The sequence below is a fragment of the Natranaerobius trueperi genome, assembly GCF_002216005.1.
GTDB classification, from domain to species: Bacteria; Bacillota; Natranaerobiia; order Natranaerobiales; family Natranaerobiaceae; genus Natranaerobius_A; species Natranaerobius_A trueperi.
In genome coordinates this window covers 1-22,513 of the sequence record NZ_NIQC01000005.1, presented here as the reverse complement: position 1 = coordinate 22,513, position 22,513 = coordinate 1, and the positions used below count along the sequence as shown (strand labels likewise).

At 33.6% G+C, this 22,513-nt stretch carries 20 protein-coding genes; 16 read left to right on the top strand and 4 right to left on the bottom strand.

The annotated features are described in order from the left end of the window. The first annotated feature begins 43 nt into the window (after nucleotides 1–43). From dcuC to CDO51_RS03415, 11 genes are all read left to right on the top strand, one after another. A complete protein-coding gene (gene dcuC / locus CDO51_RS03465; RefSeq protein ID WP_089022909.1) occupies nucleotides 44–1,435 on the top strand; it encodes a C4-dicarboxylate transporter DcuC in 1,392 nt (463 codons plus the stop codon). Between the two features lie 24 nt (nucleotides 1,436–1,459). Then, the gene (locus CDO51_RS03460; protein WP_089022908.1) at nucleotides 1,460–2,647 is read left to right on the top strand and encodes a M20/M25/M40 family metallo-hydrolase; all 1,188 of its coding nucleotides are present in this window, start codon (nucleotides 1,460–1,462) and stop codon (nucleotides 2,645–2,647) included. Nucleotides 2,648–2,770: 123 nt separating this feature from the next. After that, complete coding sequence (locus CDO51_RS03455; protein ID WP_338044562.1) at nucleotides 2,771–4,027, top strand: SLC13 family permease; 1,257 nt, start codon at nucleotides 2,771–2,773, stop codon at nucleotides 4,025–4,027. Nucleotides 4,028–4,286: 259 nt separating this feature from the next. Further along, the gene (locus CDO51_RS03450) at nucleotides 4,287–6,077 is read left to right on the top strand and encodes a sigma-54-dependent Fis family transcriptional regulator (RefSeq protein ID WP_089022907.1); all 1,791 of its coding nucleotides are present in this window, start codon (nucleotides 4,287–4,289) and stop codon (nucleotides 6,075–6,077) included. A gap of 262 nt (nucleotides 6,078–6,339) precedes the next feature. After that, nucleotides 6,340–7,635, top strand: a complete 1,296-nt coding sequence (gene prdC, locus CDO51_RS03445; protein ID WP_089022906.1) for a proline reductase-associated electron transfer protein PrdC — start codon at nucleotides 6,340–6,342, stop codon at nucleotides 7,633–7,635. Nucleotides 7,636–7,652: 17 nt separating this feature from the next. Continuing rightward, the gene (gene prdA, locus CDO51_RS03440; RefSeq protein WP_089022905.1) at nucleotides 7,653–9,404 is read left to right on the top strand and encodes a D-proline reductase (dithiol) proprotein PrdA; all 1,752 of its coding nucleotides are present in this window, start codon (nucleotides 7,653–7,655) and stop codon (nucleotides 9,402–9,404) included. 11 nt (nucleotides 9,405–9,415) lie between these two features. Beyond that, entirely contained in the window at nucleotides 9,416–9,628 is a 213-nt protein-coding gene (locus tag CDO51_RS03435; RefSeq protein ID WP_089022904.1) for a hypothetical protein, read from the top strand. Then, nucleotides 9,625–10,350 (top strand): D-proline reductase (dithiol) protein PrdB, encoded by a 726-nt coding sequence (prdB, locus tag CDO51_RS14905; protein ID WP_089022903.1) that lies wholly within the window; start codon nucleotides 9,625–9,627, stop codon nucleotides 10,348–10,350. Before CDO51_RS03435 ends, prdB begins: the two co-directional genes overlap by 4 nt. Nucleotides 10,351–10,422: 72 nt before the next feature. Next, nucleotides 10,423–11,427 carry a proline racemase family protein gene (locus CDO51_RS03425; RefSeq protein WP_089022902.1) on the top strand — a complete coding sequence of 335 codons (1,005 nt, stop codon included), beginning with the start codon at nucleotides 10,423–10,425 and terminating at the stop codon, nucleotides 11,425–11,427. A 265-nt stretch (nucleotides 11,428–11,692) separates the two neighbouring features. Continuing rightward, nucleotides 11,693–12,595: a sulfite exporter TauE/SafE family protein gene (locus CDO51_RS03420; protein WP_089022901.1), complete on the top strand. Its 903-nt coding sequence runs from the start codon at nucleotides 11,693–11,695 to the stop codon at nucleotides 12,593–12,595. 156 nt (nucleotides 12,596–12,751) lie between these two features. Continuing rightward, nucleotides 12,752–14,158, top strand: a complete 1,407-nt coding sequence (locus tag CDO51_RS03415; RefSeq protein ID WP_089022900.1) for a sodium:solute symporter family protein — start codon at nucleotides 12,752–12,754, stop codon at nucleotides 14,156–14,158. 18 nt (nucleotides 14,159–14,176) lie between these two features. On the opposite strand, the gene CDO51_RS03410 is transcribed toward CDO51_RS03415, so the two are convergent. Then, on the bottom strand, nucleotides 14,177–15,367 hold the full coding sequence (locus tag CDO51_RS03410) for an FprA family A-type flavoprotein (RefSeq protein ID WP_089022899.1): 1,191 nt from the start codon (nucleotides 15,365–15,367) through the stop codon (nucleotides 14,177–14,179). Between the two features lie 146 nt (nucleotides 15,368–15,513). On the opposite strand from CDO51_RS03410, the gene CDO51_RS03405 reads away from it, so the two are divergent. Beyond that, nucleotides 15,514–16,671: a pyridoxal-phosphate-dependent aminotransferase family protein gene (locus CDO51_RS03405; protein ID WP_089022898.1), complete on the top strand. Its 1,158-nt coding sequence runs from the start codon at nucleotides 15,514–15,516 to the stop codon at nucleotides 16,669–16,671. A gap of 42 nt (nucleotides 16,672–16,713) precedes the next feature. Here CDO51_RS03405 and CDO51_RS03400 read toward each other — a convergent pair whose 3' ends face one another. After that, nucleotides 16,714–18,315: a carbon starvation CstA family protein gene (locus tag CDO51_RS03400; RefSeq protein ID WP_089022897.1), complete on the bottom strand. Its 1,602-nt coding sequence runs from the start codon at nucleotides 18,313–18,315 to the stop codon at nucleotides 16,714–16,716. A 3-nt stretch (nucleotides 18,316–18,318) separates the two neighbouring features. Further along, nucleotides 18,319–18,858: a DUF8052 family protein gene (locus CDO51_RS03395; RefSeq protein WP_089022896.1), complete on the bottom strand. Its 540-nt coding sequence runs from the start codon at nucleotides 18,856–18,858 to the stop codon at nucleotides 18,319–18,321. A 484-nt stretch (nucleotides 18,859–19,342) separates the two neighbouring features. Here CDO51_RS03395 and CDO51_RS03390 point away from each other — a divergent pair, with 484 nt between their 5' ends. Then, a complete protein-coding gene (locus tag CDO51_RS03390) occupies nucleotides 19,343–20,584 on the top strand; it encodes a M20 family metallo-hydrolase (RefSeq protein WP_089022895.1) in 1,242 nt (413 codons plus the stop codon). A 58-nt stretch (nucleotides 20,585–20,642) separates the two neighbouring features. Here CDO51_RS03390 and CDO51_RS03385 read toward each other — a convergent pair whose 3' ends face one another. Further along, complete coding sequence (locus tag CDO51_RS03385; protein WP_089022894.1) at nucleotides 20,643–20,891, bottom strand: GIY-YIG nuclease family protein; 249 nt, start codon at nucleotides 20,889–20,891, stop codon at nucleotides 20,643–20,645. Nucleotides 20,892–21,004: 113 nt separating this feature from the next. Here CDO51_RS03385 and CDO51_RS03380 point away from each other — a divergent pair, with 113 nt between their 5' ends. The 3 genes from CDO51_RS03380 (at nucleotide 21,005) to CDO51_RS03370 (ending at nucleotide 22,140) form a co-directional block, all read left to right on the top strand. Next, on the top strand, nucleotides 21,005–21,196 hold the full coding sequence (locus tag CDO51_RS03380; RefSeq protein WP_089022893.1) for a YwbE family protein: 192 nt from the start codon (nucleotides 21,005–21,007) through the stop codon (nucleotides 21,194–21,196). Between the two features lie 8 nt (nucleotides 21,197–21,204). Continuing rightward, the gene (locus CDO51_RS03375; RefSeq protein ID WP_338044561.1) at nucleotides 21,205–21,678 is read left to right on the top strand and encodes a YaiI/YqxD family protein; all 474 of its coding nucleotides are present in this window, start codon (nucleotides 21,205–21,207) and stop codon (nucleotides 21,676–21,678) included. 84 nt (nucleotides 21,679–21,762) lie between these two features. Continuing rightward, nucleotides 21,763–22,140 carry an ArsR/SmtB family transcription factor gene (locus CDO51_RS03370; RefSeq protein WP_089022891.1) on the top strand — a complete coding sequence of 126 codons (378 nt, stop codon included), beginning with the start codon at nucleotides 21,763–21,765 and terminating at the stop codon, nucleotides 22,138–22,140. Nucleotides 22,141–22,513 lie beyond the last annotated feature (373 nt).

The following is a 22,513-nucleotide window of genomic DNA, read 5'->3' as shown; positions in this document are numbered from 1 at the left end:
ACCTATAGTACTATAAGCAAATTATAATTAGGAGGTTTTATCAATGGAAGGTATTTTTAGTATTTTATTAGGACTTGTCGTAATTACACTTGTTGCTCGCGGTATTTTAAAAGGATATTTACCACAAGCTGTACTTTTTGCAGCGGGTATTGGATTCATGATCATTACTGCTATTGTTGACCCTACGTCAGTTTTACCCGATGATAGTACTGGTTTTATTCTTTTTGATATCTTTGAGTTCATTAATGCAACTGCTAGTAATCGTGGTGGTGGACTCGGATTATTGATTATGGCAGTTGCAGGTTTTGCTAAGTATATGGAACATATTGGTGCAGCAAGAAGTCTTGCTGAAATTGGAGCAAAGCCGTTAGGACTTATCAATAATCCATATATTGTTTTAGGTTTATCTTATATTATTGGACAAACTTTAAACATATTCATACCTAGTGCTTCTGGTTTAGGTGTTTTATTGATGGCTATTATGTTCCCAGTATTATTAAAATTAGGTGTTAGTGCACCAGCTGCGACTGCAGTTATTGGTACAACTGCTATATTAGATTTAGGCCCTGCATCGGGTAATACTGTCTTAGCTGCTGAAACAACTGAAATGTCAGTTGCAGCCTACTTTGTACAGCATCAGTTATGGGTAGGTATTCCTGTTATTATAGTTGTTGCAATAGCACATGTGATAGTACAAAATTATTTTGATAAAAAAGAGGGCGTATCAAAATCAATGAATATTGATCCTGATAATGTTAAAGAACAAGCTGCAGCTAAAGAAGGAGAAGAGGAAAGAGCACCAGCTTGGTATGCGATGCTTCCACTAATTCCTCTTGCACTACTTCTAATATTTAGTGAATTTATAATTGACGAAGTCCGAATGGATGTATTTACAGCTATGGTAATAGGTTGTTTTGTTGCGATGGTTTGTCAGTTAATCAGAGGTAAAGGAGCTATGAATGTTGCTGACAGTTTAAAGGTGTTTATGGATGGAATGGGTAATTCATTTGCAAAGGTTGTAACATTAATCATAGCTGCTGAGACGTTTGCTCATGGTCTTATGACAGTTGGCTTTATTGATACCCTTATTGAAGGAGCTGAAAGCTTAGGAGCTGGCTTCGTTGTTATGATGTTAGTTATGACAGCAATTATTGGTGCCGCTGCATTATTAACTGGCTCAGGGAATGCACCATTTTTTGCATTTGCAGACTTATCCCCAGCTATTGCTGACGGGTTAGGTATAGCTACAGTAGCATTAATTCTTCCGATGCAATTTGCATCAGGAATGATGAGAGCTGCTTCGCCAATTTCAGGGGTTATTATTGGCTGTTCTGGTATTGCGGGATTAAGCCCAATTCAAGTAGTAAAAAGGACATCAATACCGTGTATTTTAGGTGTGGTAACAACTGTCATAGTTAATTTGATAGTTTTATAATATTAAAGAATAGGGTGAAGTGAAATGATAAGAGAGCTACTCGAAAACAAACGTGTTCAAAAAGGGTTAGAATTTATTAAACATGATGAGGAAAATACCCTACAACAACAAATAGAAATTTGTGAAGTGCCTGCTCCAACTTTTAATGAAGAAAAGAGATCTCAATTTTATTATGAACTATTCTTAGAGTTAGGTATGGATGAAGTTAAGATAGATAAGATAGGTAATGTAATTGGAGTCATTAAAGGAACAGAAGGTAGTCCAAAAACTATTACAATGGCTCATATAGATACTGTTTTCCCAGAAGATACTGATCTTAAAGTAAAAGAAAAGGATAATATCCTCTATGCGCCTGGACTTTCAGATAACTCAAGAAGTTTAGCAGCCCAATTATCTGTGATCAGAGCTATTAAAGAATCTGGAATAAAATTAAAGGGAGACATTATTTTTACAGCAAATGTCTGTGAAGAAGGACTAGGAGATTTGCAGGGTGCGAAAGCTCTTTTTAATAATATTAAAGATATTGATTACGGTATTGCAATTGATGGAACTGCGATGGGTGTTGGTGGTATAATTTATGGTGCTACCGGTAGTAAAAGGTATGAGGTTGAATTTAAAGGAGAAGGTGGTCATAGTTTTAATACTTTTGGTAAGCCAAGTGCTATCCATGCATTAGGAAGAGCCATTTCGAAAATTTCAGATATAGAGGTACCAGATGAACCAAAAACAACGTTTAATGTAGGTGTTGTAGAGGGAGGTACTACAGTAAATACAATTGCATCACAGGCAAAAATGTTAATTGATATGAGATCTAATGATGCAAACAAGTTAGCAGAGCTTGAAAAACAGGTTATGGATTATATAAAAGAAGCTGTAAAAGAAGAAAAACAACGTTTCAATAGTAATGAATTAGAAGTCAATTGTAACAAAGTAGGTGATCGCCCTGCGGGTATGCAGGATAGTGATGATGAGATAGTAACTACAGCTATTGAAGTAAACAAAGCATTAGGAATTGAACCCAAATTAAAAGGGGCAGGTAGTAGTGATGCAAACATCCCTATTAGTAAAAAAATACCAGCGATTGCGTTGTCAGGTGGCGGAAAAGGTGGAAATGTACATTCTAAAGAAGAATGGTTTGGTCCCAAAGATGCTTATCTAGGAGTCCAAAAACTGTACCTACTATTACTTTCGCTTGCAAAAATTGCTGAATAATGCGAGTGACCCTCGAAATATAGCTAAAAAGCAGGAAACACCTTTAGTGTCGTCGAATTAAATATTATGTAGCCAGCCTTAGTTGGTCTTCTAAGGCTGGTTTACTTTGATTAGGGGGGGGAGATAACAATTCAAGCAATTATTGCATTAGTTATCTTACTAGTAGCTATTTTTTTATTTTTTACAGAAATTTTTCCTTTGCCTGTGACAGCTATGCTAGTTCCTATAGCTTTGAGTTTAACTGGTATTTTAGAACCAAGTGAAGCTTTTTCTTACTTTGGTGATAGATGGGTAGTTATATTCATGGGTATGTTTATTATTAGTAGTGCAATGTTTAAAACAGGGTTTGCTTCTCAAATAGGAGACATGACAGTAAAAGTAGCAGGGAATAGTAAATTTGGACTTATGATATTGGTGATGCTTGTACTTGGTTTGATGTCAGCACTCTTAAGTAATACGGGTGCCACTGCGGTTTTTGTACCAGTTGTTGTAGCAGTTTGTTTAAGTTCTGATAGAAGTCCGAAAACAATGTTAATGCCTATGGCATTTGCTTCTAGTTTAGGTGGGACATTAACTGTAATAGGAACACCTCCTAATGGGATCATCAATAGTGTTTTGAATGAATCAACTAAGTACAGTGAATTTGGTTTTTTTGAATTTGGTAGGGTAGGTATTTTTCTTTTTATCATAGGGATTTTATATATGGTGCTAATAGGTTATAAATTACTACCTGATGGCGTACCTGAAGGAAGTCATGGATTTAGTAATAATCACTCGTCAGAACAATTAAGATCAGATAAAATGTGGGTTGGTCTATTAATATTTTTATTTGTAGTTATCTCTATGGCGACTGGAATTATAGATTTACAAGTTGCTGCTATGCTAGGTGCTATGTTAACAATTGTAACTGGTTGTTTAACTATTGATGAAGCCTTTAACAGTATCAGTTGGACGACAGTATTTCTATTTGCGGGGATGTTGTCTATGAGTCAAGCGATTGAAGATACAGGAGCAGCTCTTTTGATAGCTAATATGATAGCAAATGTTTCAGTTTCACCACTTATAGTTTTAGCTGTGTTGTTTGTAACCACTGCTTTATTAACTAATTTTATGTCTAATACAGCTACTGCAGCAGTATTTGCTCCAATTGGAATTACTATAGCTGAATCAATACATGTGAGTCCCTATCCATTTTTAATGGCAATTGCAATTGCTTCGTCATGTTGCTTTATTACACCAATAGCAACTCCCCCTAATACTATTGTTCTTGGACCAGCAGGTTATAGCTTCAAAGATTACTTTAAGGCTGGTTGGCCACTTCAACTAATCACATTTATTGTTTCTATGATCATTATTCCAATTTTTTTCCCTTTTAATTGAGTAGATCCTGTGGGTCTACCTATTTTTATAAAAAATACCTGAATTGTCTGTATAAACCGACAATGATATAATGAATGTGTATACGTTGACGAAAATTGGGTGAAACCGTCTTATTATTTATCTACCCCAGCATAAGTGTACTTTCATTCTTTTATACGATAACTTGCAAAGCTTTTCATAATAGCATAAACTGTTATTATGTGTTAGTCATGTTTTGAATTATTCAAAATTATTGATGTGATGAATTGGGGGATATACCTTGAAACAGTTAGATGGTTATTTTGTTTTTCCTGGTAAACAGCAGTATGTACCAGTTGAATCGATTATGAATGAACAACCAATTATTATTAATAAAAATAATTCTATGTTTGATGCTCTTCGTTTGATTTTAGAATTTAGAGAGAATGATGAAGTACTTTGTGTTGATCATAATAATAATCTTCAAGGTATTTTAACTATAAATGATTTTTCAAAACATCTTGAAAAAGAAGAGTTAGACACCCCTCTTGAAAAAGTTATGAGGACTACATTATGGACAATTGATCCAAAAGAAGATGTAAGAAATGCAAGAGATTTGATGATTATGAAAGATATTGGGAGACTACCAGTTGTTTATAATAAAGAAATTCTAGGTGTATTAACAACAAAAAATCTTTTGAATAGTTATTATAGTGATCTAGAAGATTTGGTGAAGTCTACAGAGATAGTATTTGACGCGATCCATGAAGGTGTGTGTATAATAGATAAAAATGAAGTAGTTAGATACTGGAATGAGAATGCTGAAAAACTTTATGGAGTAAAAGCACAAGATATTTTAGAGAAGAAAATAAGTGACAAGTTTCCAAACGCACTACTTTTAGAAGCATTAAGAACAGAACAACCTTTAAGAAACAAAAAGCATGAACCTAGAGAAGGTAAAATAGTAAACTTATCAGCTATTCCTATTATTATTGACGGAGAAGTTATAGGCGCTATATCAACAGATAGAGATATAACTGAAGTTGAAAAACTTCAAAGCGAACTTAAAGAGACGAAAAAGAAACTTCAAGATTTAGAAAATGTTGTAAAAGATAGTTCGAAAGAAACTTCATTTTCAGGAATCCCCACGAATAATAAAGCGTATTCTATGGCTTTAAAAATGGCGTCAAAGGTAGCCAATGAAAAAGTTACAGTTTTACTTACAGGAGAAACAGGAGTAGGAAAAGGTTTATTTGCTGAGGCAATTCATAATGAAAGTGATCGCCAAAATAATCCTTTTATAGCTGTAAACTGTGGAGCTATCCCTGAAAATTTATTAGAAAGCGAATTATTTGGATATGAAGAAGGAAGCTTCACGGGAAGTAAAAAAGGCGGTAAACCGGGAAAGTTTGAACTTGCTGAAAGTGGTACATTGTTTTTAGATGAAATTGATAGTTTAAGTTTAGATTTACAGGTTAAACTACTTAAAAGCATTGAAGAAATGAAAGTATATAGAATAGGTGGAACCTCACCTAAAAAGCTAGATGTTAGGCTTATAGCTGCAACTAATAATAACTTAGAAAACATGGTTAAGGAAGGTAGGTTTAGAAAAGACCTTTATTATAGAATAAATGTAGTGAATATTGAAATTCCACCTTTGAGGAAAAGAAAAGAAGACATTCCTGCCCTTGTAAAAACATTTGCTAAAGAATTTTCAAAGCTGCATGGAAAGAAAGTAGATAAAGTAGAACCTCAAGCTTTAGAATCCTTGGTAAATTATTCTTGGCCAGGGAATGTGAGAGAACTAAGAAATGCTATTGAACGCATTATTGTACTTAATAATGATGATGCAATAGAATTCGAAGATCTACCACAATTTGTGAAAGAAAAAAATAGCTATACACCACAACAAAGCGAAAGTGATGATTTAAAATCACTTTCAAAAGCAATTGAAGAAACTGAAAGAGCTACAATTAAAAAAACACTTAAAGCTACTAAAAGTAGAACTGAGGCTGCTGAAATACTAGGTATTCCAAGAAGTACTTTATACTATAAGATAAAACAATTAGGATTACATTTACAAGATCTATAGTGTCTAATGCACTAGACGTGATTAGTATATTAGACACTATAGAGTGAAAGTCCTATTAAAGGTGTTAGCAGGTCATGTACTCACTTTCACATTTCGACTTCTGTCTAATCAAATAGACAGATAACAGCTTAAACAAACATATTATTACATAATATTTAAAAAGATCCCGTTATCATGGGATCTTTTTGCTTTTGGCACGAAAATTGCAATGTTATATAGGTGAAATTAAAAATAAATTATTTTAATTCACAAGGGGGTGAAAATGGTGTTAAAGATTGCACTAACAGATCATATAGGAAAACCTGCACAAGCAGTAGTTGAAGTTGGCCAAAAAGTCATAAAAGGCCAAGTGATTGGAAAAACAGAAGGGGATGCTATTGGGTCAATCTACCACTCACCTATAAATGGAAAAGTTAATGATATAACAAAAGATGTTGTGGTAATAGAACCAGAAGATGAGAAGTCCAATGTATTGAAGCTTGATGATCAAGATGAGCTTTCTCTAATTAAATCAGCAGGGGTAGTTGGTGCCGGAGGTGCTGGCTTTCCGACATACAAAAAATTAGATGTAGATTTAGAAGGGAAAGGAATTGTTCTAGCAAATGGGGTTGAATGTGAGCCATATTTACTTCATAACAAGGAAAGAATGAAGAAGAACCCAGAAGATATAATTTCAGGACTCAAAACAACTATTTCTATAACAAATGCAAAAAAAGCTTACATTGTTGTAAAAGAAAAAGAACAAGAGATAATTACCCTACTAAATGAAAAAGTTTCAGATGAACCTACTATAGAAATAAAAACTGTTAAAGACATCTATCCAATGGGAGAAGAAAGAGCAATAATAAGAGAAGTATTAGGAGAACTGTTAGAGCCTGACCAGTTACCTCTTGAGGCAAACAGTGTAGTATTAAACATAGAGACTCTTTTAAATGTCAAAAGAGCAGTAATTGATAAAACACCTGTGATCTCAAAGGATCTTACTTTGGTTGGAAGAATAGGCGAAGAACGTACACAGAAAGTTCTATTAGATGTACCAATTGGTACTAAAGTAAAAGATCTAGTTGAAGATAATGGCGGCCTACCATATCAAATAGGTGAAATTATAATGGGAGGGCCATTTACAGGAAATCAAGTTGATTTAAAAACGCCAATAAATAAAGCCACAGGTGGAATTTTTGCTACTTTACCACTTCCTAATAGAGAAAATATGAAGATTGGTTTACTAGAATGTGGATGTGGAGCTCAAGAAGATAGACTTAGACAAATTGCTGAGGAAATGGGTGCGGAAGTAGTAGGAATTGAAAAGTGCAAACAGGCTGTTGAAATGAAAAATGGTCAGTTGAAATGCACTGATCCAGGTAATTGCCCTGGACAGGCTGAAAAAATATTGAACTTAAAAAAGAATAAAGCACAAGCAGTGATAGTTGGTACTTGCTCTGATTGTTCTAATACTGTAATGGGTGTGGCACCAAAACTTAAGTTAGGAGTGTTTCACTCAACAGATCATGTAAATAGAACAATGGGAGATAATCTTGTGAGATTTTTAGATAACTAAGAAATGGGGGGTTTAAAATGGCAATTTCTAAAGAACTTTGTGAAGAATTGAGAGATGAACCTGCAGTAGTCTGTTGTAAAACAGAAAAAGGAACAGTACTTGCACCAGAACACTTAGAAGATCCGAATATTTTCGGAGATCTAGAAGATTCAGGACTATTAGACTTAAGTGGTAATGTTTTAACAATTGGAGATGTTTTAGGTAATGAAATGACAGCTTCAGCAGATGCACTAACTCCACTTACACCTGATACGGTAGATGTGGATGTGTCTGATAAAGGTGTTGAAGAAAAACCAGCACAATCTGAAGGAGCTAAAGTAGAACAACCACAGGTTACAAATGATGGAGTTTTAAGAATCAAAATCGATGAGGGTAAAGGTATTGATTTACAGATTCCGTTAGGTGGTAATGTATCTTCAAATGTACAACAAGCAGAAGTTCAAGAAGTACCAAAAGAAGAAAAAAGTTTAGCTAAAGAAGAACCTCAAGATGAAATTAAAAGAGAACTAGCTCTAAAGCGATTTAATATTGATGAAGTTAACTTAGATGAAGAAACAAAGATCGAAAATGGCAAGCTTTCAATTGAAAAAGGATTAAAAGAAAAAGCAATCGATAAAAATGATTTAGTTGTTGATGTAGACTTAGATATTATTGAGCCTGACAAATATGATGTTGAAATTAATACTATCATGGATGTATTACCTATCGCTACTAAAAAACAAGGTGACTTAGGTGAAGGAGTAACTTATACATTAGACGGAGTTTCTGTTATTCTAACTGGTACTGAAGAAAGTGGTAGTCAAATTGGTGAATTTGGAAGCTCAGAAGGTATATTTGGAGAAAATGTAAACTTTGATAGAGCTGGTGCTCCAAATAAAGGTGACTATGTAATTAAAGTAAACGTAACTATCAAAGATGGTAGTTCAATGGAAAGACCAGGACCTTTTGCAGCACATGAAGCTTGTGATGTAATTATTCAAGGAATTAGAGAAGAACTTAAAAACTTAGAAGAATCTGAAGCAGACACTGAAACTGTTTACCATGATATTAGAAGAGATGCTCGTCCAAAGGTTTTATTAGTAAAAGAGATCATGGGTCAGGGTGCAATGCACGATAACCTATTGCTTCCAAAAGAGCCAGGTGGAATTATCGGTGGTGTAAATAATGTAGACCTTGGTAATATCCCAACTCTTATCACACCAAATGAAGTAAGAGATGGAGCAGTTAGAGCCATGACCTGTATTGGACCAGCTTCAAAAGAAACAACACTACACTATTTTAACGATCCACTTGTTGATATGTTAGCTAATGACTCTGAATTAGATCTGTGTGGAGTTTGCTTTGTTGGTTCTCCCCAAGAAAATGATCAGAAGTTCTATGTTTCTAAAAGGTTAGGAAGACTAGCTGAATCTCTTGATCTAGATGGCGCTATTGTTATTACTGAAGGATTTGGTAATAACCACATTGATTTCGCTAGTCATATAGAGCAAGTTGGTAAGACAGAAACACCAGTTGTTGGTATGACGTTTGCAGCTCAGCAAGGTGCTCTTATTGTAGGAAATAAATATATGGATGCAATGGTAGATTTAAATAAATCAGAAGATGGTGTTGAAACAGAGATTTTACAAGATAACTGTGTAGCGAAAGAAGATGCTAGAAGAGCTATTGCTATGCTAAAAAATAAGATTAGTGGAGAAAAGGTTGAAAAGCCAGAAAAACAATGGACTCAAGAAGTAGGGGACAAAAACCAAGAAATAGTTGATAAGTAGGATGTGATAAAATGACCAATTTAGAAGATTTTGGTCTCTACACTTTCAAAGGTACCATTACTAAAGTAAACTCTGGCATGTGCGAATTAGAACTTGATGGAAGAATGGGAAGAATTTCAGTTCCTATTAGGCTTATAGTAAGCCAGAGTAATGTAAAAGAAGGAGACTGTGTGGAGCTTAAATTATCACCTATTATTGTTAAAGGAGGTACGAAAACATCATGAAGTTATCCACCTATAAAGGACTTAAATCAGAAGTTTATGTACCTATGATGCCATCTCCAATATGGAGTGACTTAAATAAAGATTTAAGTGAAGCTAAAGTTGCATTAGTTACTGCAGCAGGGGTACATGAAAAAACACAAGAAAAGTTTAATTTAGCCGGAGATTCAACTTTTAGAAAAGTTAAATCAGAAAGTAAACCAGAGGAATTAATGGTAACTCACGGAGGATATGACCAGGCAGATGTAAATAAAGATATCAACTGTATGTTCCCAATAGAAAGAGTTCAAGAATTAGTTGATGAAGGTGTTCTTGGCGGTCTTTCTAAGCACCATGTAGGATTTATGGGTGGTGGAGGTGACCAGACTAAGTTTAAAGAAGAAACTGGTCCTGAAATCGCTCAAGTTCTTAAAAATGATGGAGCAGATATAGCTATTCTTACTGCTGGATGAGGTACTTGCCACCGCTCTGCCGTGATTGTGCAGAGAGCGATTGAGGAAGTAGGAATTCCTACTGTCCTAATAGCAGCTTTACCACCAGTTGCTAAACAGCAAGGTACTCCAAGAGCTGTAGCTCCAATGGTGCCAATGGGAGCTAATGCAGGTGCTCCAAACAATAAAGAAATGCAAAGAGGAATTTTAGAAGATGCACTTAAGTATCTAAAAGAATTAGATACACCGGGTCAGATTATTAATATCCCTTATGAATATAAAGCGGATGTTTAGGCTAGATAATTAAGTTTAATCATAGGCACCTTTTGTTTAACAAAAGGTGCCTAATAAAAAAGGGGGATAAAAATGAAATTTGATCAGATGATTACAGCTGTTGACTCTCATACCATGGGTGAGCCTACTAGGGTAGTTACTGGTGGAATACCACCAATTAAAGGTACTACGATGATTGAAAAAAAGCAATTTTTAGAAAATAATCTTGATCACATTAGAACTGCATTAATGCATGAACCTAGAGGTCATAGAGATATGTTTGGCTCAATATTACTAGAACCAACCGATGAGAAAGCAGATGTTGGAATTATTTTTATGGACGGTGGCGGATATTTAAATATGTGTGGTCATGGTTCAATTGGTGCTTGTAAAGTAGTTGTTGAAACTGGAATGGTTCCGGTAGAAGAACCTTATACTAAAGTAGTATTAGAATCACCCGCAGGACTTATTAATGCTAAAGTAAAAGTAGAAAACGGTAATATAGGTGAAGTAACAATCGAAAATGTGCCTTCATTCTTATATAAAGAAAATGTTACTGTTGATGTAGAGGATGTAGGAAAAATCAATCTTGATATTAGTTTTGGTGGAAGCTTTTTTGCATTAGTTGATAAAAATGAATTAAATCTTGAGATAAATAGTGATTATTCGAACAAGATCCTTGAAACAGGTTTAAAAATAAGAGAAGCAGTCAATGAACAAGTTGAGATGGTTCACCCTGAACTACCTAGTATAAATACTGCTGACTTAGTAGAGATATATGATAGTAATCCAGATAGTGATGCTGATGTAAGAAATGTAGTGGTGTTTGGACAAGGCCAAGTAGACCGTTCACCTTGTGGTACTGGGTTATCAGCAAAAATGGCGACATTATATGGTAAAGGCGAACTTGAAACTGGAAGAGAGTTCGTTAGTGAAAGTATTACTAGAACACGTTTTACTGGAGAACTACTTGAAGAAGTAAAGGTAGGAGAGTACTCTGCAGTTGTTCCACGAGTTACAGGAAATGCCTTCATTACTGGCCTTCAAAACTTTGTTATTCAAAATGAAGATCCACTAGCTTTTGGTTTTGTAATTTAATAAGGAGCATTCATGTAATAAATTAAAGTTAAAAAGTGCCTCCTGCTAATATATGAGGGGTCTCTTTCCTAGTGACGCCCCTTAATTAAAATAGCAGAGAAGGCACTTACTATGAAGTATATCCAAAATAAAAGAGTTATGCAAGTACAATTTGATTATTGAACAAGTACTTGTTCATATCGAGCTCTTTAGGGTGGATGGTAGTGAAATTTTGAGAATGTGTGAGTATGTTAAAGAAACAATTAATTTATAGGGAGTGATTAAAATGATAGGGCCGTTTGTACTCGGGGTTTTAAGTATTATGGGATTATGGTTTTTGTATCATTGGATAAAAGCCTTTAAAGAAGATAAACCAAGTATGGAAAGATTTGGACACCTAAGTGTTGTTGGATTTGTAACTAATTTTTTTGATACTTTAGGAATTGGGTGTTTTGCTCCAAGTACAGCTTGGTTTAAGGGAGCTAAACTAGTAACAGATAAAAAGATTCCAGGAACACTGAACGTTGGTTTTACAACTACTGTTATCCTTATGTTCTTTATTTTCTTTGACAGAATAGAAGTTGATCCTTTAACTCTTATCTTAATGCTTGCAGCTGCTTTTCTAGGTGCGATACTAGGAGCAGATATAGTTTCAGGTTTATCAGAGAGAAAAGTTCAATTAGGTATGGGTTTTGCACTATTAGTTACTGCTGTTTTTGTTTTTTTAGGTCAAGTAGATTTAATGCCAGTTGGTGGAGAAGCTCTTGGTTTAAGAGGTTGGCAATTAGCGCTTGCTGTTGGAATTAACTTTATCCTTGGTGCATTAATGACTCTTGGAATCGGATTATATGCACCTTGTATGGCGTTAGTATATGCACTGGGTATGAACCCTGCTGTAGCATTCCCGATTATGATGGGCTCTTGTGCATATTTGATGCCAGGTGCTTCTGTTAAGTTTATCAAAAACAGAGCATTTGACCTAAGAGCTTCATTAGCCATAACTTTAGCAGGAATCCCAGCAGTATTTATTGCAGCTTTTTGGGTAACAGGACTACCAATTCATACTTTAACTTGGTTAGTATTTGTAGTAATCACCTACACTTCAATAGTATTAATAAGAGATGGATTAAAGAATACTGAAGAAGAGGCAGGTACTGAATCACCATCCGAAAAAGCTGAAAGCGTTTAATTAACTAGTTGATAAAGTTTTGGGTCTAATAGGTTTAGGTATTATCTGCCTCATTCCCCTATATAATGTGGATATATTAACCTGTTGACCCAAAACTTTTTATATGTTAAAAAAGGTAAAGTGTATCTAATATGACAAATGGAGGGATAATTTTCTATGGAGTTTACACATAATCCATCACTTTTAATTTATCTTGTAATTTATTTTGTTTTGATGATCGGTATCGGATTATTCTACTCCAAAAAGATTCAAACAAGTGAAGACTTTATGTTAGCTGGTAGAGGACTTGGTTCTGTCATTTTGATGGGTACTTTATTAGCAACATGGGTAGGAAGTGGAACTGTAACCGGAGGTAGTGCTTCAATAGGTTATTCTTATGGATTATGGCCTGCTGTTATTTTTGGCTTATCTAATTTAGTTGGTGTGGTTGTTATTTATATAATTGCTCCAAAAATTAGAGAATCGGGGAAATATACTATTTCTGAAGCTCTAGAAACTCAATATGGAGAATCAGCCAAAGTTATTTCAAGTATAATTATAATCTTGGCTTTTGTTGGTGTAGTTTCCTACCAATTAACAGGTCTAGGAATGGTAATGAATGCAACAACTGGACTTTCTGTTGAAGTAGGTACTATTATTGCGACTGTGCTTGTGATTTTTTTAGCAACCACAGGTGGACTTATGTCAGTTGCTCCAACTGATGCCTTGAGTGCTTTTATAATTATAATTGGTTTAATTGTAGGAGTTCCGGCTTCGATAAGTTTTGCTGGAGGTTGGGAAGGTATAGTAGCAGAAGTTCCCGATACAAGGTTAACTGTCTTAGGTGAATTATCATTTGTACAATTTTTAGGATTGTTTTTACCACCATTATTTTTACTTTTAGGTGATCAGAACATGTATCAACGCCTAGCTTCTTCAAAAGGTGGTAAAGAAACTAGGATGGCAACTATTGGGTGGGGAATAGGATTATTAGTTGTATATCCAGCCATTTCAGTAATTGCATTTAGTGCAAGTGCTATTTTCCCTAATATAGTTCCAGGTCAATCTCTAATAGCTACAACTACTATTTTACCTGACTTTATTGGTGGGTTAATGTTAGCAGCTATTACGGCATTTATTATCACAACTGGTAGTTCTTATCTTTTAAGTGCAGCTACTAATATCACCATGGATTTATATGGGAATTACATTAGACCTGAAGCAACTAGTGATCAAAAGTTGAAGTTTACAAGGAAGATAATACCGATACTTGGGGTATTAGCATATGTATTAGTTCAGTACTTCCCAACTATTTTAGATGCTCAAATGTACGCGTATACTGTATATGCTGCAGGGATAACTCCAGCTATATTAGCAGTATATCTTTGGGGTAATAAGGTAACAAAAGAAGCAGGTATATCTTCAATGATTGTTGGTGTAGTATCAACACTCTTTGTTGAATTTAGCAATATTACCTCATTTGATTCAGCTATTATATCTGTTCCGGCTGCAGTTTTAGTATTAATATTTGTTACATTGTTTACCCAAAAAAAATATGAAAGTGACTTAACCTTAAAAAACTAGACCATATGGTCTAGTTTTTTATTTTAAAACCTTTTTAGCTAAGTTTTCTGCCATTGTACTACATGATTCATGGTCAGTTTTTGTAGGAGCTGATTTAAACTCTATTGAAGGTTCTATAAGTTCTAATTTGGTCGTTTGTTGAAACTCTTTTAGTCGTTTTAGAGCTTTACCACTCCACGAATAAGAACCGAATAAACCTAAAACACGATTTTTTATATTTTTATTTTCTAGAAAAGCTACGAGATATTCCATTGGAGGAAATAATCTAGTATTATAAGTGCAACTACCTAGAACTAAACCATTATACTTCCATATATCACTAATAATATATGATACATCAGTTTTGGAGATATTATAGACCTTGATGTTTTTGATCTTGTTATCAGCTAACTTTCTCGTAATTGTATCTACTACTGATTCTGTATTACCATACATAGATCCATAAACTATAACTACTCCCTCTTTAGTTTCTTGACGACCCCAGCGATAATAGTCTGAAATGATTTGTTTAGGATTACTACGCCAAACTGGACCATGAGTTGGAGCAATAATTTTAATATCTAAATTTTCTAGTTTAGAGATTGCTTTTTCTACCATAGGCCCGTATTTAGCTACTATATTTGTAAAATAACGGCAAATTTCTTCTTCGTAAAATTGTAGATTAACTTCATCATCGAATATCCCACCTTCTAAAGTTCCAAAGCCTCCAAAAGCATCACCTGAAAATAGGACCTTTTCTGTTTTTTCAAAAGTCATCATAGTCTCAGGCCAATGTAGCATAGGAGTAAGGTGAAAACTTAACTTATGTTTTCCTAAACTCAATTCATCACCATCAGAAATTTGTTTAGTATTTTCTTTTATACCATAGAATTGCTCTAAATAATTCAATGTTTTTTCATTACCAATGATTGTTATATCTGGGTATTCCTTTATTAAGGCTTTGATGGCTCCAGAATGGTCAGGTTCCATATGGTTAATAATTAAATAATCTACAGAATTATCTTTAATTACATATTGTATTTTATTAAGGAAATTGTAAATCTCACTATCTTTTACAGTATCAATAATTGTTATTTTATCATCATTAATTAAAAAAGAGTTGTATGATACTCCATCAGGTAGAGGCCAAAGGGCTTCAAAGAGTTCAGTAGTACGATCGTTTGTACCTATCCATTTTATGTTTTCAGTAACAAATCTAATATCACTCATATATATACCTCCCTGTAATATTGTCATTAATATTATTATCAAACCATATTAAATATATGTTAAAGGATAACTTAGTAATATTTAATCAATATATTTAATATTAATTAAATTAGAAAACCTGTTTAATTTGGAGGGGAGGGTTTAATTTGAATACAAACCGTGAACTTGTAATGATACCAGGACCTACTCCTGTTACTGAACCTATACGTAAACAGCTAGGAAGAGAAACTGCAGCCTTTAAAGATCCTAACTTTGTTGAAGATTTTAAAGAGGTCATTTCTGATTTAACAAAATTATGGAATAGTAGTGAAGTATTTGTGGTTTCTGGTTCAGGTACTTTAGCAATGGAAATGGCAATAGCTAATACATTAAAAGAAACAGACTCTGTATTGGTAATATCTCATGGTTTTTTCGGAGATAGAATGGTTGATTTATGTAAAAGAAAAGGGCTTGATGTAGATGTTCTTTCTAGTAAATGGGGAAAGGCAATATCTGTAGAGGAAATTAAAGAAAAACTAGCAAAAAAGAAATATAAAGCTGTTGCTGTAACTCATGTAGATACTTCTACTGGAGTAAAGGCATCATTAGATCAATTAGGAGAGGTATTGGATAAGCATCCAGAGACTTTATTTATTGTTGATGGAGTGTGCTCTACAGCTGGTGAACCTGAGTTTATGTATGAAATGGGAATTGATGTATTAATAACAGCATCTCAAAAAGCATTCGGAGTTCCTCCGGGATTAGCTATGGTCTGGGTAAGTGAAAAAGCTATGAGTAGACGAGAAGAGATTGGAGACATTTGTGAATATTACTTAGATTTTGATAGATGGTTACCTGTAATGAAAAATCCAGATAAATATTTTGGAACACCACCTGTCAATTTGATTTGGGCTCTAAAAGAAGCAGTTCAGATTATAAAGAATGAAGGGTTATTAGAAAGGTTTAAGCGTCATCAAATTAGAGGTAGAGCAGTACAAAAAGCTTTAGAGGGGTTAGGCTTTGAGATCTTAGCAGAAGAAAACGTTCGAGCATCTACACTTTCTAATCCGCTATACCCTGAGGGTATTGAAGATGGTGAATTTAGAAAGGTATTAAAAGAAGAAGGAGTGGTAGTAGCAGGTGGGTTAGGACCTTATGCAGGAAAACTCTTTAGACTTGGACATATGGGAAATATAGATACAAATGAATTGGTAACAGTAATATCAGCTATAGAAAGAACATTATTTAGACTTGATTACCCTGTTGAATTTGGAAAAGGAATAAACATTCTACTAGAAAATATTATGAAAAAAGAAAAGAATTAATAAAAGATGCTGGTTTTAAAACCAGCATCTTTTATTAATATATCAACTTTCACCTCTTAATATTTGATATGCATTTTTAAATAAAACTATTGCTAAAGTAAATAAAATAACTGATATGATTACAAGTAATGGATTATGAGGGAAATTAGTATATATCATGAATGCCAATGCTGTAAGAGTTACAAGAGCCATAAAGATCATAGGATATATAAACATAGATTTACTTTTACCTAACTTTACCATCCAAGTAGCTAAAGCTAAAAATGCTAGTGAAGCTAGAAGTTGATTTGCAGACCCAAAAATTGGCCAGATTGCTTCCCAGCCGTAAAATGCTAAAGTTCCTGCTACAATGACACTAATAATAGTGGCAATATAACGGTTAGTGAGAAGATTATTAGATTTCTCTGCCTCTGGTACAGGGGTATTCCCTGCGAAATATTCTTGAAAGATAAACCTTGATAACCTTGTTGCTGTATCTAGACTAGTTAAAGCAAAAGCTGAGATTGCAAGCGCCCCGAAGGTTTGAGCTATAGTAAAATCAACACCAAGTTGTGAAATAAATGTTCCTATACCATGTGAAAATACATAGATCGGCCCTTCAGCCATGAATTCATCTAACATATCAGATGTCAAATAAGCAGCAGTTATAAGAGCTATTAAGGCTAGAACACCTTCAAGTAACATACTACCATAACCTACTAATTTTGCATCTTTTTCATTATTAAGCTGTTTAGAAGTTGTACCTGAACCTACAAGGGAGTGAAAGCCAGAAATAGCTCCACATGCAACTGTAACAAACAGAATTGGGAATAGTAATTCACCATCAACATTAAAGGTAGTGACGGCAGGTAATTCAAAATCAGGTCGATAAAAGATTAAGCCTAAGAATGCACCAATTATCATCACATATAACATAAACGAGTTTAGATAATCACGAGGTTGAAGTAATATCCATACAGGAGTAATGGAGGCTACAAAAATGTAGATGAGTAATATAATCATCCAAGTAAAATGTGAAATTACTAGAGGGAATAGTGTTCCGATCCAGATACAGATAAAGAGTAAAATAACTCCTATAACAGAAGCAATTGGTAGAGAAAGCCCGCCTTTATTGACAGAAAAACCAAATACTATTGCTAGTAATATAAATAAAACAGACGCTGTTGCTGACTCTGGAGATGCTACAAAAGTATCTGCAACTATGTTGGCAAAGGCTGCAACAATTAATATTAAAGTTAACCATGCAAATATAGCAAAAAGTTTTTTACCACTTTCACCTATATTACTCTTGATCACATAACCTATAGATCTAGCGTCATGTCGTGTAGAAGCAAATAAAGAACCGAAATCTTGAACTCCACCAATAAAAATACTTCCGAGAATAATCCACAATGCTACAGGAGCCCAACCCCACATACTAGCTGTTATTGGCCCGACTATCGGAGCTGCCCCTGCAATTGATGAAAAATGGTGTCCAAGAAGAACAGGAGCTTTAGCAGGGACATAATCAAGGCCATCATTTAAATAATGAGCAGGTGTTGTTCTACTAGGGTCAATTCCCCATTTTTTTGCTAGCCATGCACCATAGGTAGCATAAGCAATAACAAAACAGATAATACCAATCACAAGTACACCCAAACTCACGTTTTACCCCTCCTTCGTGATTTTATTTTGTGAAAACTTTGTTTCAGGCAGTTTATATAGATTGACCACCTCCTTATCCTTCGGATGATAAATTAGTTCTTTATTATTTAAATCAATTAAAACCATTCTTAATTCACACCAGCCTTTGAAATAAAACAAAAAAGGCTTTTGATAGCGAAAACGTGAAATAAAATCTTTGCTTTCTTTGTCTGCACTGTGTTCAGTAACAATAACGCAAGTAAGAACTGTTTTCATGTGATCAGGATGAGGTTCTACTAACTCGTTGATCGAGTTTTTAACAGTTTCAATTACTTCTTTAACCTGATTTAAGTTTATAGAATGATTAAATAATTTAACTAAAGCATGTTCATTTTGTTCAACAGTATATATTTTCACATCTTTAGAAAACATGTACTTTTCTGCTTTAATATTATAAGAAGCTAGTAATTGAAATTTTGTGTTATTGATATAGTAGTTATGATACAAATCAAAAAAATGATAATATCTATTTTTTAAAACCTCTAAGTATTCAAATTTGTTCAACTCAATCACTCCAAACTAATCTTTATTACTATGATATTTTTTAGTTAAAATAATATGTTTGGCAATATTTCGTAAAAAATCACAATATTCGACTTCTATTTAATTGTATAAAGTGATACAATTAAATCACCATTGTTACTACAGTAACAATGGTGATGAATTTTTATTAAACCGTGTTATAAAGGCCTGTTGTAATACTAGCTATTTGATATAAACAGAAACTAAACTTAGTTCCTGTTTTATAGATGTAAGACAAGCCCTAAAGAAGTAATAAAAACGTTCTTTGATGGAATGGGTTCTGCATATAGTAAGGTGATAGGACTTATCATTGGCTCAGTGGGAGATACATAGATACAATGTTAGCTATTGTTGGTATAGCTAGAACTGTGAGGAGATTTGAAACGACTTATTTAAAACTAGTTGTTTTTCAGCCTTAGTTATACTAAGGCTGATTATTTTTATAGAATATAAAGGGGGACTCTAAATGAGAGTTAGTAAAGAACGGATTGAAAGAGATTTAAAAAAATTAAACCAATTTAATGCTAATATTAAAGAACCAGGAACTACTCGATTACCATTTACACCAGAAGAAGATAAATGTCGAAAGCAATTAATAAAAGACTTTGAAGATGCAGGATTAGAAGTTTATCAAGATAGTATTGGAAACATTTTTGGTAGAAGAGAAGGAACTGATTCAAATGCTTCACCAGTAATGATAGGTTCACACATTGATACAGTTATTAATGGTGGGATGTTTGACGGTAATGCAGGGGTTATTGCAGGACTAGAAGTTGTTCGTACGTTAAATGAATATAATATAACAACAGAAAAACCTATTGAAGTTGCTATCTTTATTATAGAAGAATCTACTGCCTATGGTAAAAGTTGTGTAGGGAGTAGAGCAGTGTCAGGTACTTTAGAATATGAAGAACTTAGTAAATTAGTTGATAAAAATGGAGTATCTTTAGAAAAAGCTTTTAAAGATAGAGGTATTAGAAAAGAAGAAGTCTTAAATGCAAAGAAATCTTCTGATGATATAGATTGTTATTTAGAACTTCATATTGAACAAGCAGATAATTTGATAAAAGCACAAAAGCCAGTAGGAATTATAACAGCTATAGCTGCTGCTACTCGTTTTAAAGTAAAGTTAACAGGAAAAGCTGCCCATTCAGGTGCAGCTCCAATGGGAGAAAGACAAGATGCATTATGTGCAGCATCTGAAATAATTCTTGGAATTGAAAATATAGCTTACAATGAAGCGGGTGAACATACCGTTGGTACTGTAGGGAGTATAGAAGTGCTTCCGGGGGCAGTAAATGTGGTTCCTGGTGAAGCTGAACTAATGATAGATCTTAGAGATATTGAAAAAGATACGAAAGATAAAGCAACAGAACAGATTAAACAACTAATTGAAAAGGTTTGCAAGAATAGAGAGATTGAAGTAGATTATGAAATTACAGCTTGTGATGATCCTGTACCAACTAGTAATCATGTATTTGAAACGATGAAAGATGCTTCGGATGAGCTAAATATGTCAACTAAAATTATGCATAGTGCAGCTGCTCATGATGCTGCTTATATTGCTAAAATTACTGATATGGGTATGATTTTTATTAGAAGTTATGGTGGTAGTCATAACCCTGAAGAATGGGCAGAATTTTTAGATATTGCTAAAGGAACTGAATTATTATTAGAAACAACTATTCGTCTTGCAAACAAACTTTAAAGCACATGGTGTTATAGGCGAGTTTAGTTAAAAGAGTTGACCTAAAGGGTCAGCTCTTTTAGCTTTTGTATGAATTACATAATTCTATTTTTTCATTACGATTCATTTTTTTTATTAAACTCTCACGTTTCATCGCATCTGATTTAGAATTATATTCTTCATAATACCCTAACTTCACTGGTAATCTAGCTCTAGTGTATTTTGAGGCTTTTCCTTCATTATGTTTTTTTATTCTACTCTCTAAATTATTGGTATAACCTGTGTATAGAGTTTTATCTGAACAGACTAAAATATAGACATAGAACATGTAAAAGCTCCTCTTTAGTATAGTTAATATTATTGTAAAATAGTTCATATTAGATGTAAATTACATTAATAAATGTTATGATAATGGTATTAGATAAGAAAGGAGCAAAAAAAATGAGTGAAATAAAGAGAAGTGATCTAAAACCGGGTACTATTGTTCAAATAGTACAAAAACAAGACCAACGAACTGGTAATTTAACAGAAGGAGTAGTAGATACTATTTTAACTAAATCTTCTAGTCATCCTCATGGTATCAAGGTAAAACTAACCTCCGGTAAAGTTGGTAGAGTTAAAAAAATATTATAGACTGAGAACTGTTATGTTTTAAGAGAGGAGGAAGACTAATTAAAATTTTAGTTGATGCTGATAGCTGTCCTGTAAAGGATATCATATTTGAAGTTGCAGAAAATTTTTCTATTGAAGTAGTTGTAGTAAAAAATCTTTCTCATGACATAAAAAATGATTATGTAAGAGTGATAACTGTTGATGAAGGGAAAGATGCTGTAGATTTTGTCATTTTAAATAATACTCAAAAAAATGATTTGATTATTACTCAAGACTATGGATTAGCATCTTTAGTTCTAACAAAATATGCTAAAGCTATTCATCCTAATGGTTGGGTATTTACTAATAATAACATTGATGGTTTACTTATGAATAGACACATAAATCAACAGATACGTAAAAGAGATGGTAAACTTACTAAAGTACCAAAAAGAAAAAAAGAAGATAATATTAAATTTAAAAACTTATTAGAGGATACATTAACTCAAATATTAGAAAAGTAGTAAGTGCTTGATAAAGAGATAAACTATAGCTACCATATGATTATAAATGAATATGAACATATGATTATAAAGAGGTGATATAGATTGGAATCCAATTTAGTTCGTGTACTTAAAACATTGTCTGATGAAACACGCTTGAGAATTCTTAATTTATTACAATTTGGTGTTCTATGTGTTTGTGAATTAGAGATCTTATTAGATATTAGTCAATCTAATGCATCAAGACATTTAAATAAGCTTACCAGTGTAGGATTGGTAGAGTACTATAAGGCAGCTAAATATGTTTATTATAAATTAAATGATGACATTACAGGTGAGTATCCGTTTATTAAAGAAATTTTAGTTACTGAAACTAAAAAGCTAGATAAGTATCAAGAAGATAACAGGAGGTTAACTAAGTACAAGGATGACGGCTATACCTGTGATGAACTCAAGGATGGAAAGGTATGTTTTGAAGATTAATTTTCTAAATGAGTAAAAAGGGAGGGAGTTAAATGTCTGAAGGAAAAGGATTAGGGAGTCTGTCAAGTAATTGGTGTAAACATTCCGATAATGACCTATAAGAATAACTTAATTACAGGATAAAATGCTGAAGAAATCGAGGGAGTTTCCTTAGATAAGGGGAGCATCTCCCTCGATTTATCATTTTTGTTGTTATATGGTAACTAGTGAGTAAAGAACTCCTAGTATACAACTACCCGAGAAAAATTTTCTTATATCCGTCCTTCGAAATAAATGCTTAGTTGTCCCAGTATCTGAGCCCAATTTTTTGTTCTCATAGTCCATTTTTTAGTGATATCCATAGTCGCAAGATAAAGCATTTTTAATAAGGACT

Excerpts from the sequence above, each read along its gene's own strand:
- dcuC (WP_089022909.1), top strand. The coding sequence starts at position 44 with ATGGAAGGTATTTTTAGTATTTTATTAGGACTTGTCGTAATTACACTT.
- CDO51_RS03460 (WP_089022908.1), top strand. The coding sequence starts at position 1,460 with ATGATAAGAGAGCTACTCGAAAACAAACGTGTTCAAAAAGGGTTAGAA.
- prdC (WP_089022906.1), top strand. The coding sequence starts at position 6,340 with ATGGTGTTAAAGATTGCACTAACAGATCATATAGGAAAACCTGCACAA.
- prdA (WP_089022905.1), top strand. The coding sequence starts at position 7,653 with ATGGCAATTTCTAAAGAACTTTGTGAAGAATTGAGAGATGAACCTGCA.
- CDO51_RS03435 (WP_089022904.1), top strand. The coding sequence starts at position 9,416 with ATGACCAATTTAGAAGATTTTGGTCTCTACACTTTCAAAGGTACCATT.
- CDO51_RS03425 (WP_089022902.1), top strand. The coding sequence starts at position 10,423 with ATGAAATTTGATCAGATGATTACAGCTGTTGACTCTCATACCATGGGT.
- CDO51_RS03420 (WP_089022901.1), top strand. The coding sequence starts at position 11,693 with ATGATAGGGCCGTTTGTACTCGGGGTTTTAAGTATTATGGGATTATGG.
- CDO51_RS03415 (WP_089022900.1), top strand. The coding sequence starts at position 12,752 with ATGGAGTTTACACATAATCCATCACTTTTAATTTATCTTGTAATTTAT.
- CDO51_RS03410 (WP_089022899.1), bottom strand. The coding sequence starts at position 15,367 with ATGAGTGATATTAGATTTGTTACTGAAAACATAAAATGGATAGGTACA.
- CDO51_RS03390 (WP_089022895.1), top strand. The coding sequence starts at position 19,343 with ATGAGAGTTAGTAAAGAACGGATTGAAAGAGATTTAAAAAAATTAAAC.
- CDO51_RS03385 (WP_089022894.1), bottom strand. The coding sequence starts at position 20,891 with ATGTTCTATGTCTATATTTTAGTCTGTTCAGATAAAACTCTATACACA.
- CDO51_RS03380 (WP_089022893.1), top strand. The coding sequence starts at position 21,005 with ATGAGTGAAATAAAGAGAAGTGATCTAAAACCGGGTACTATTGTTCAA.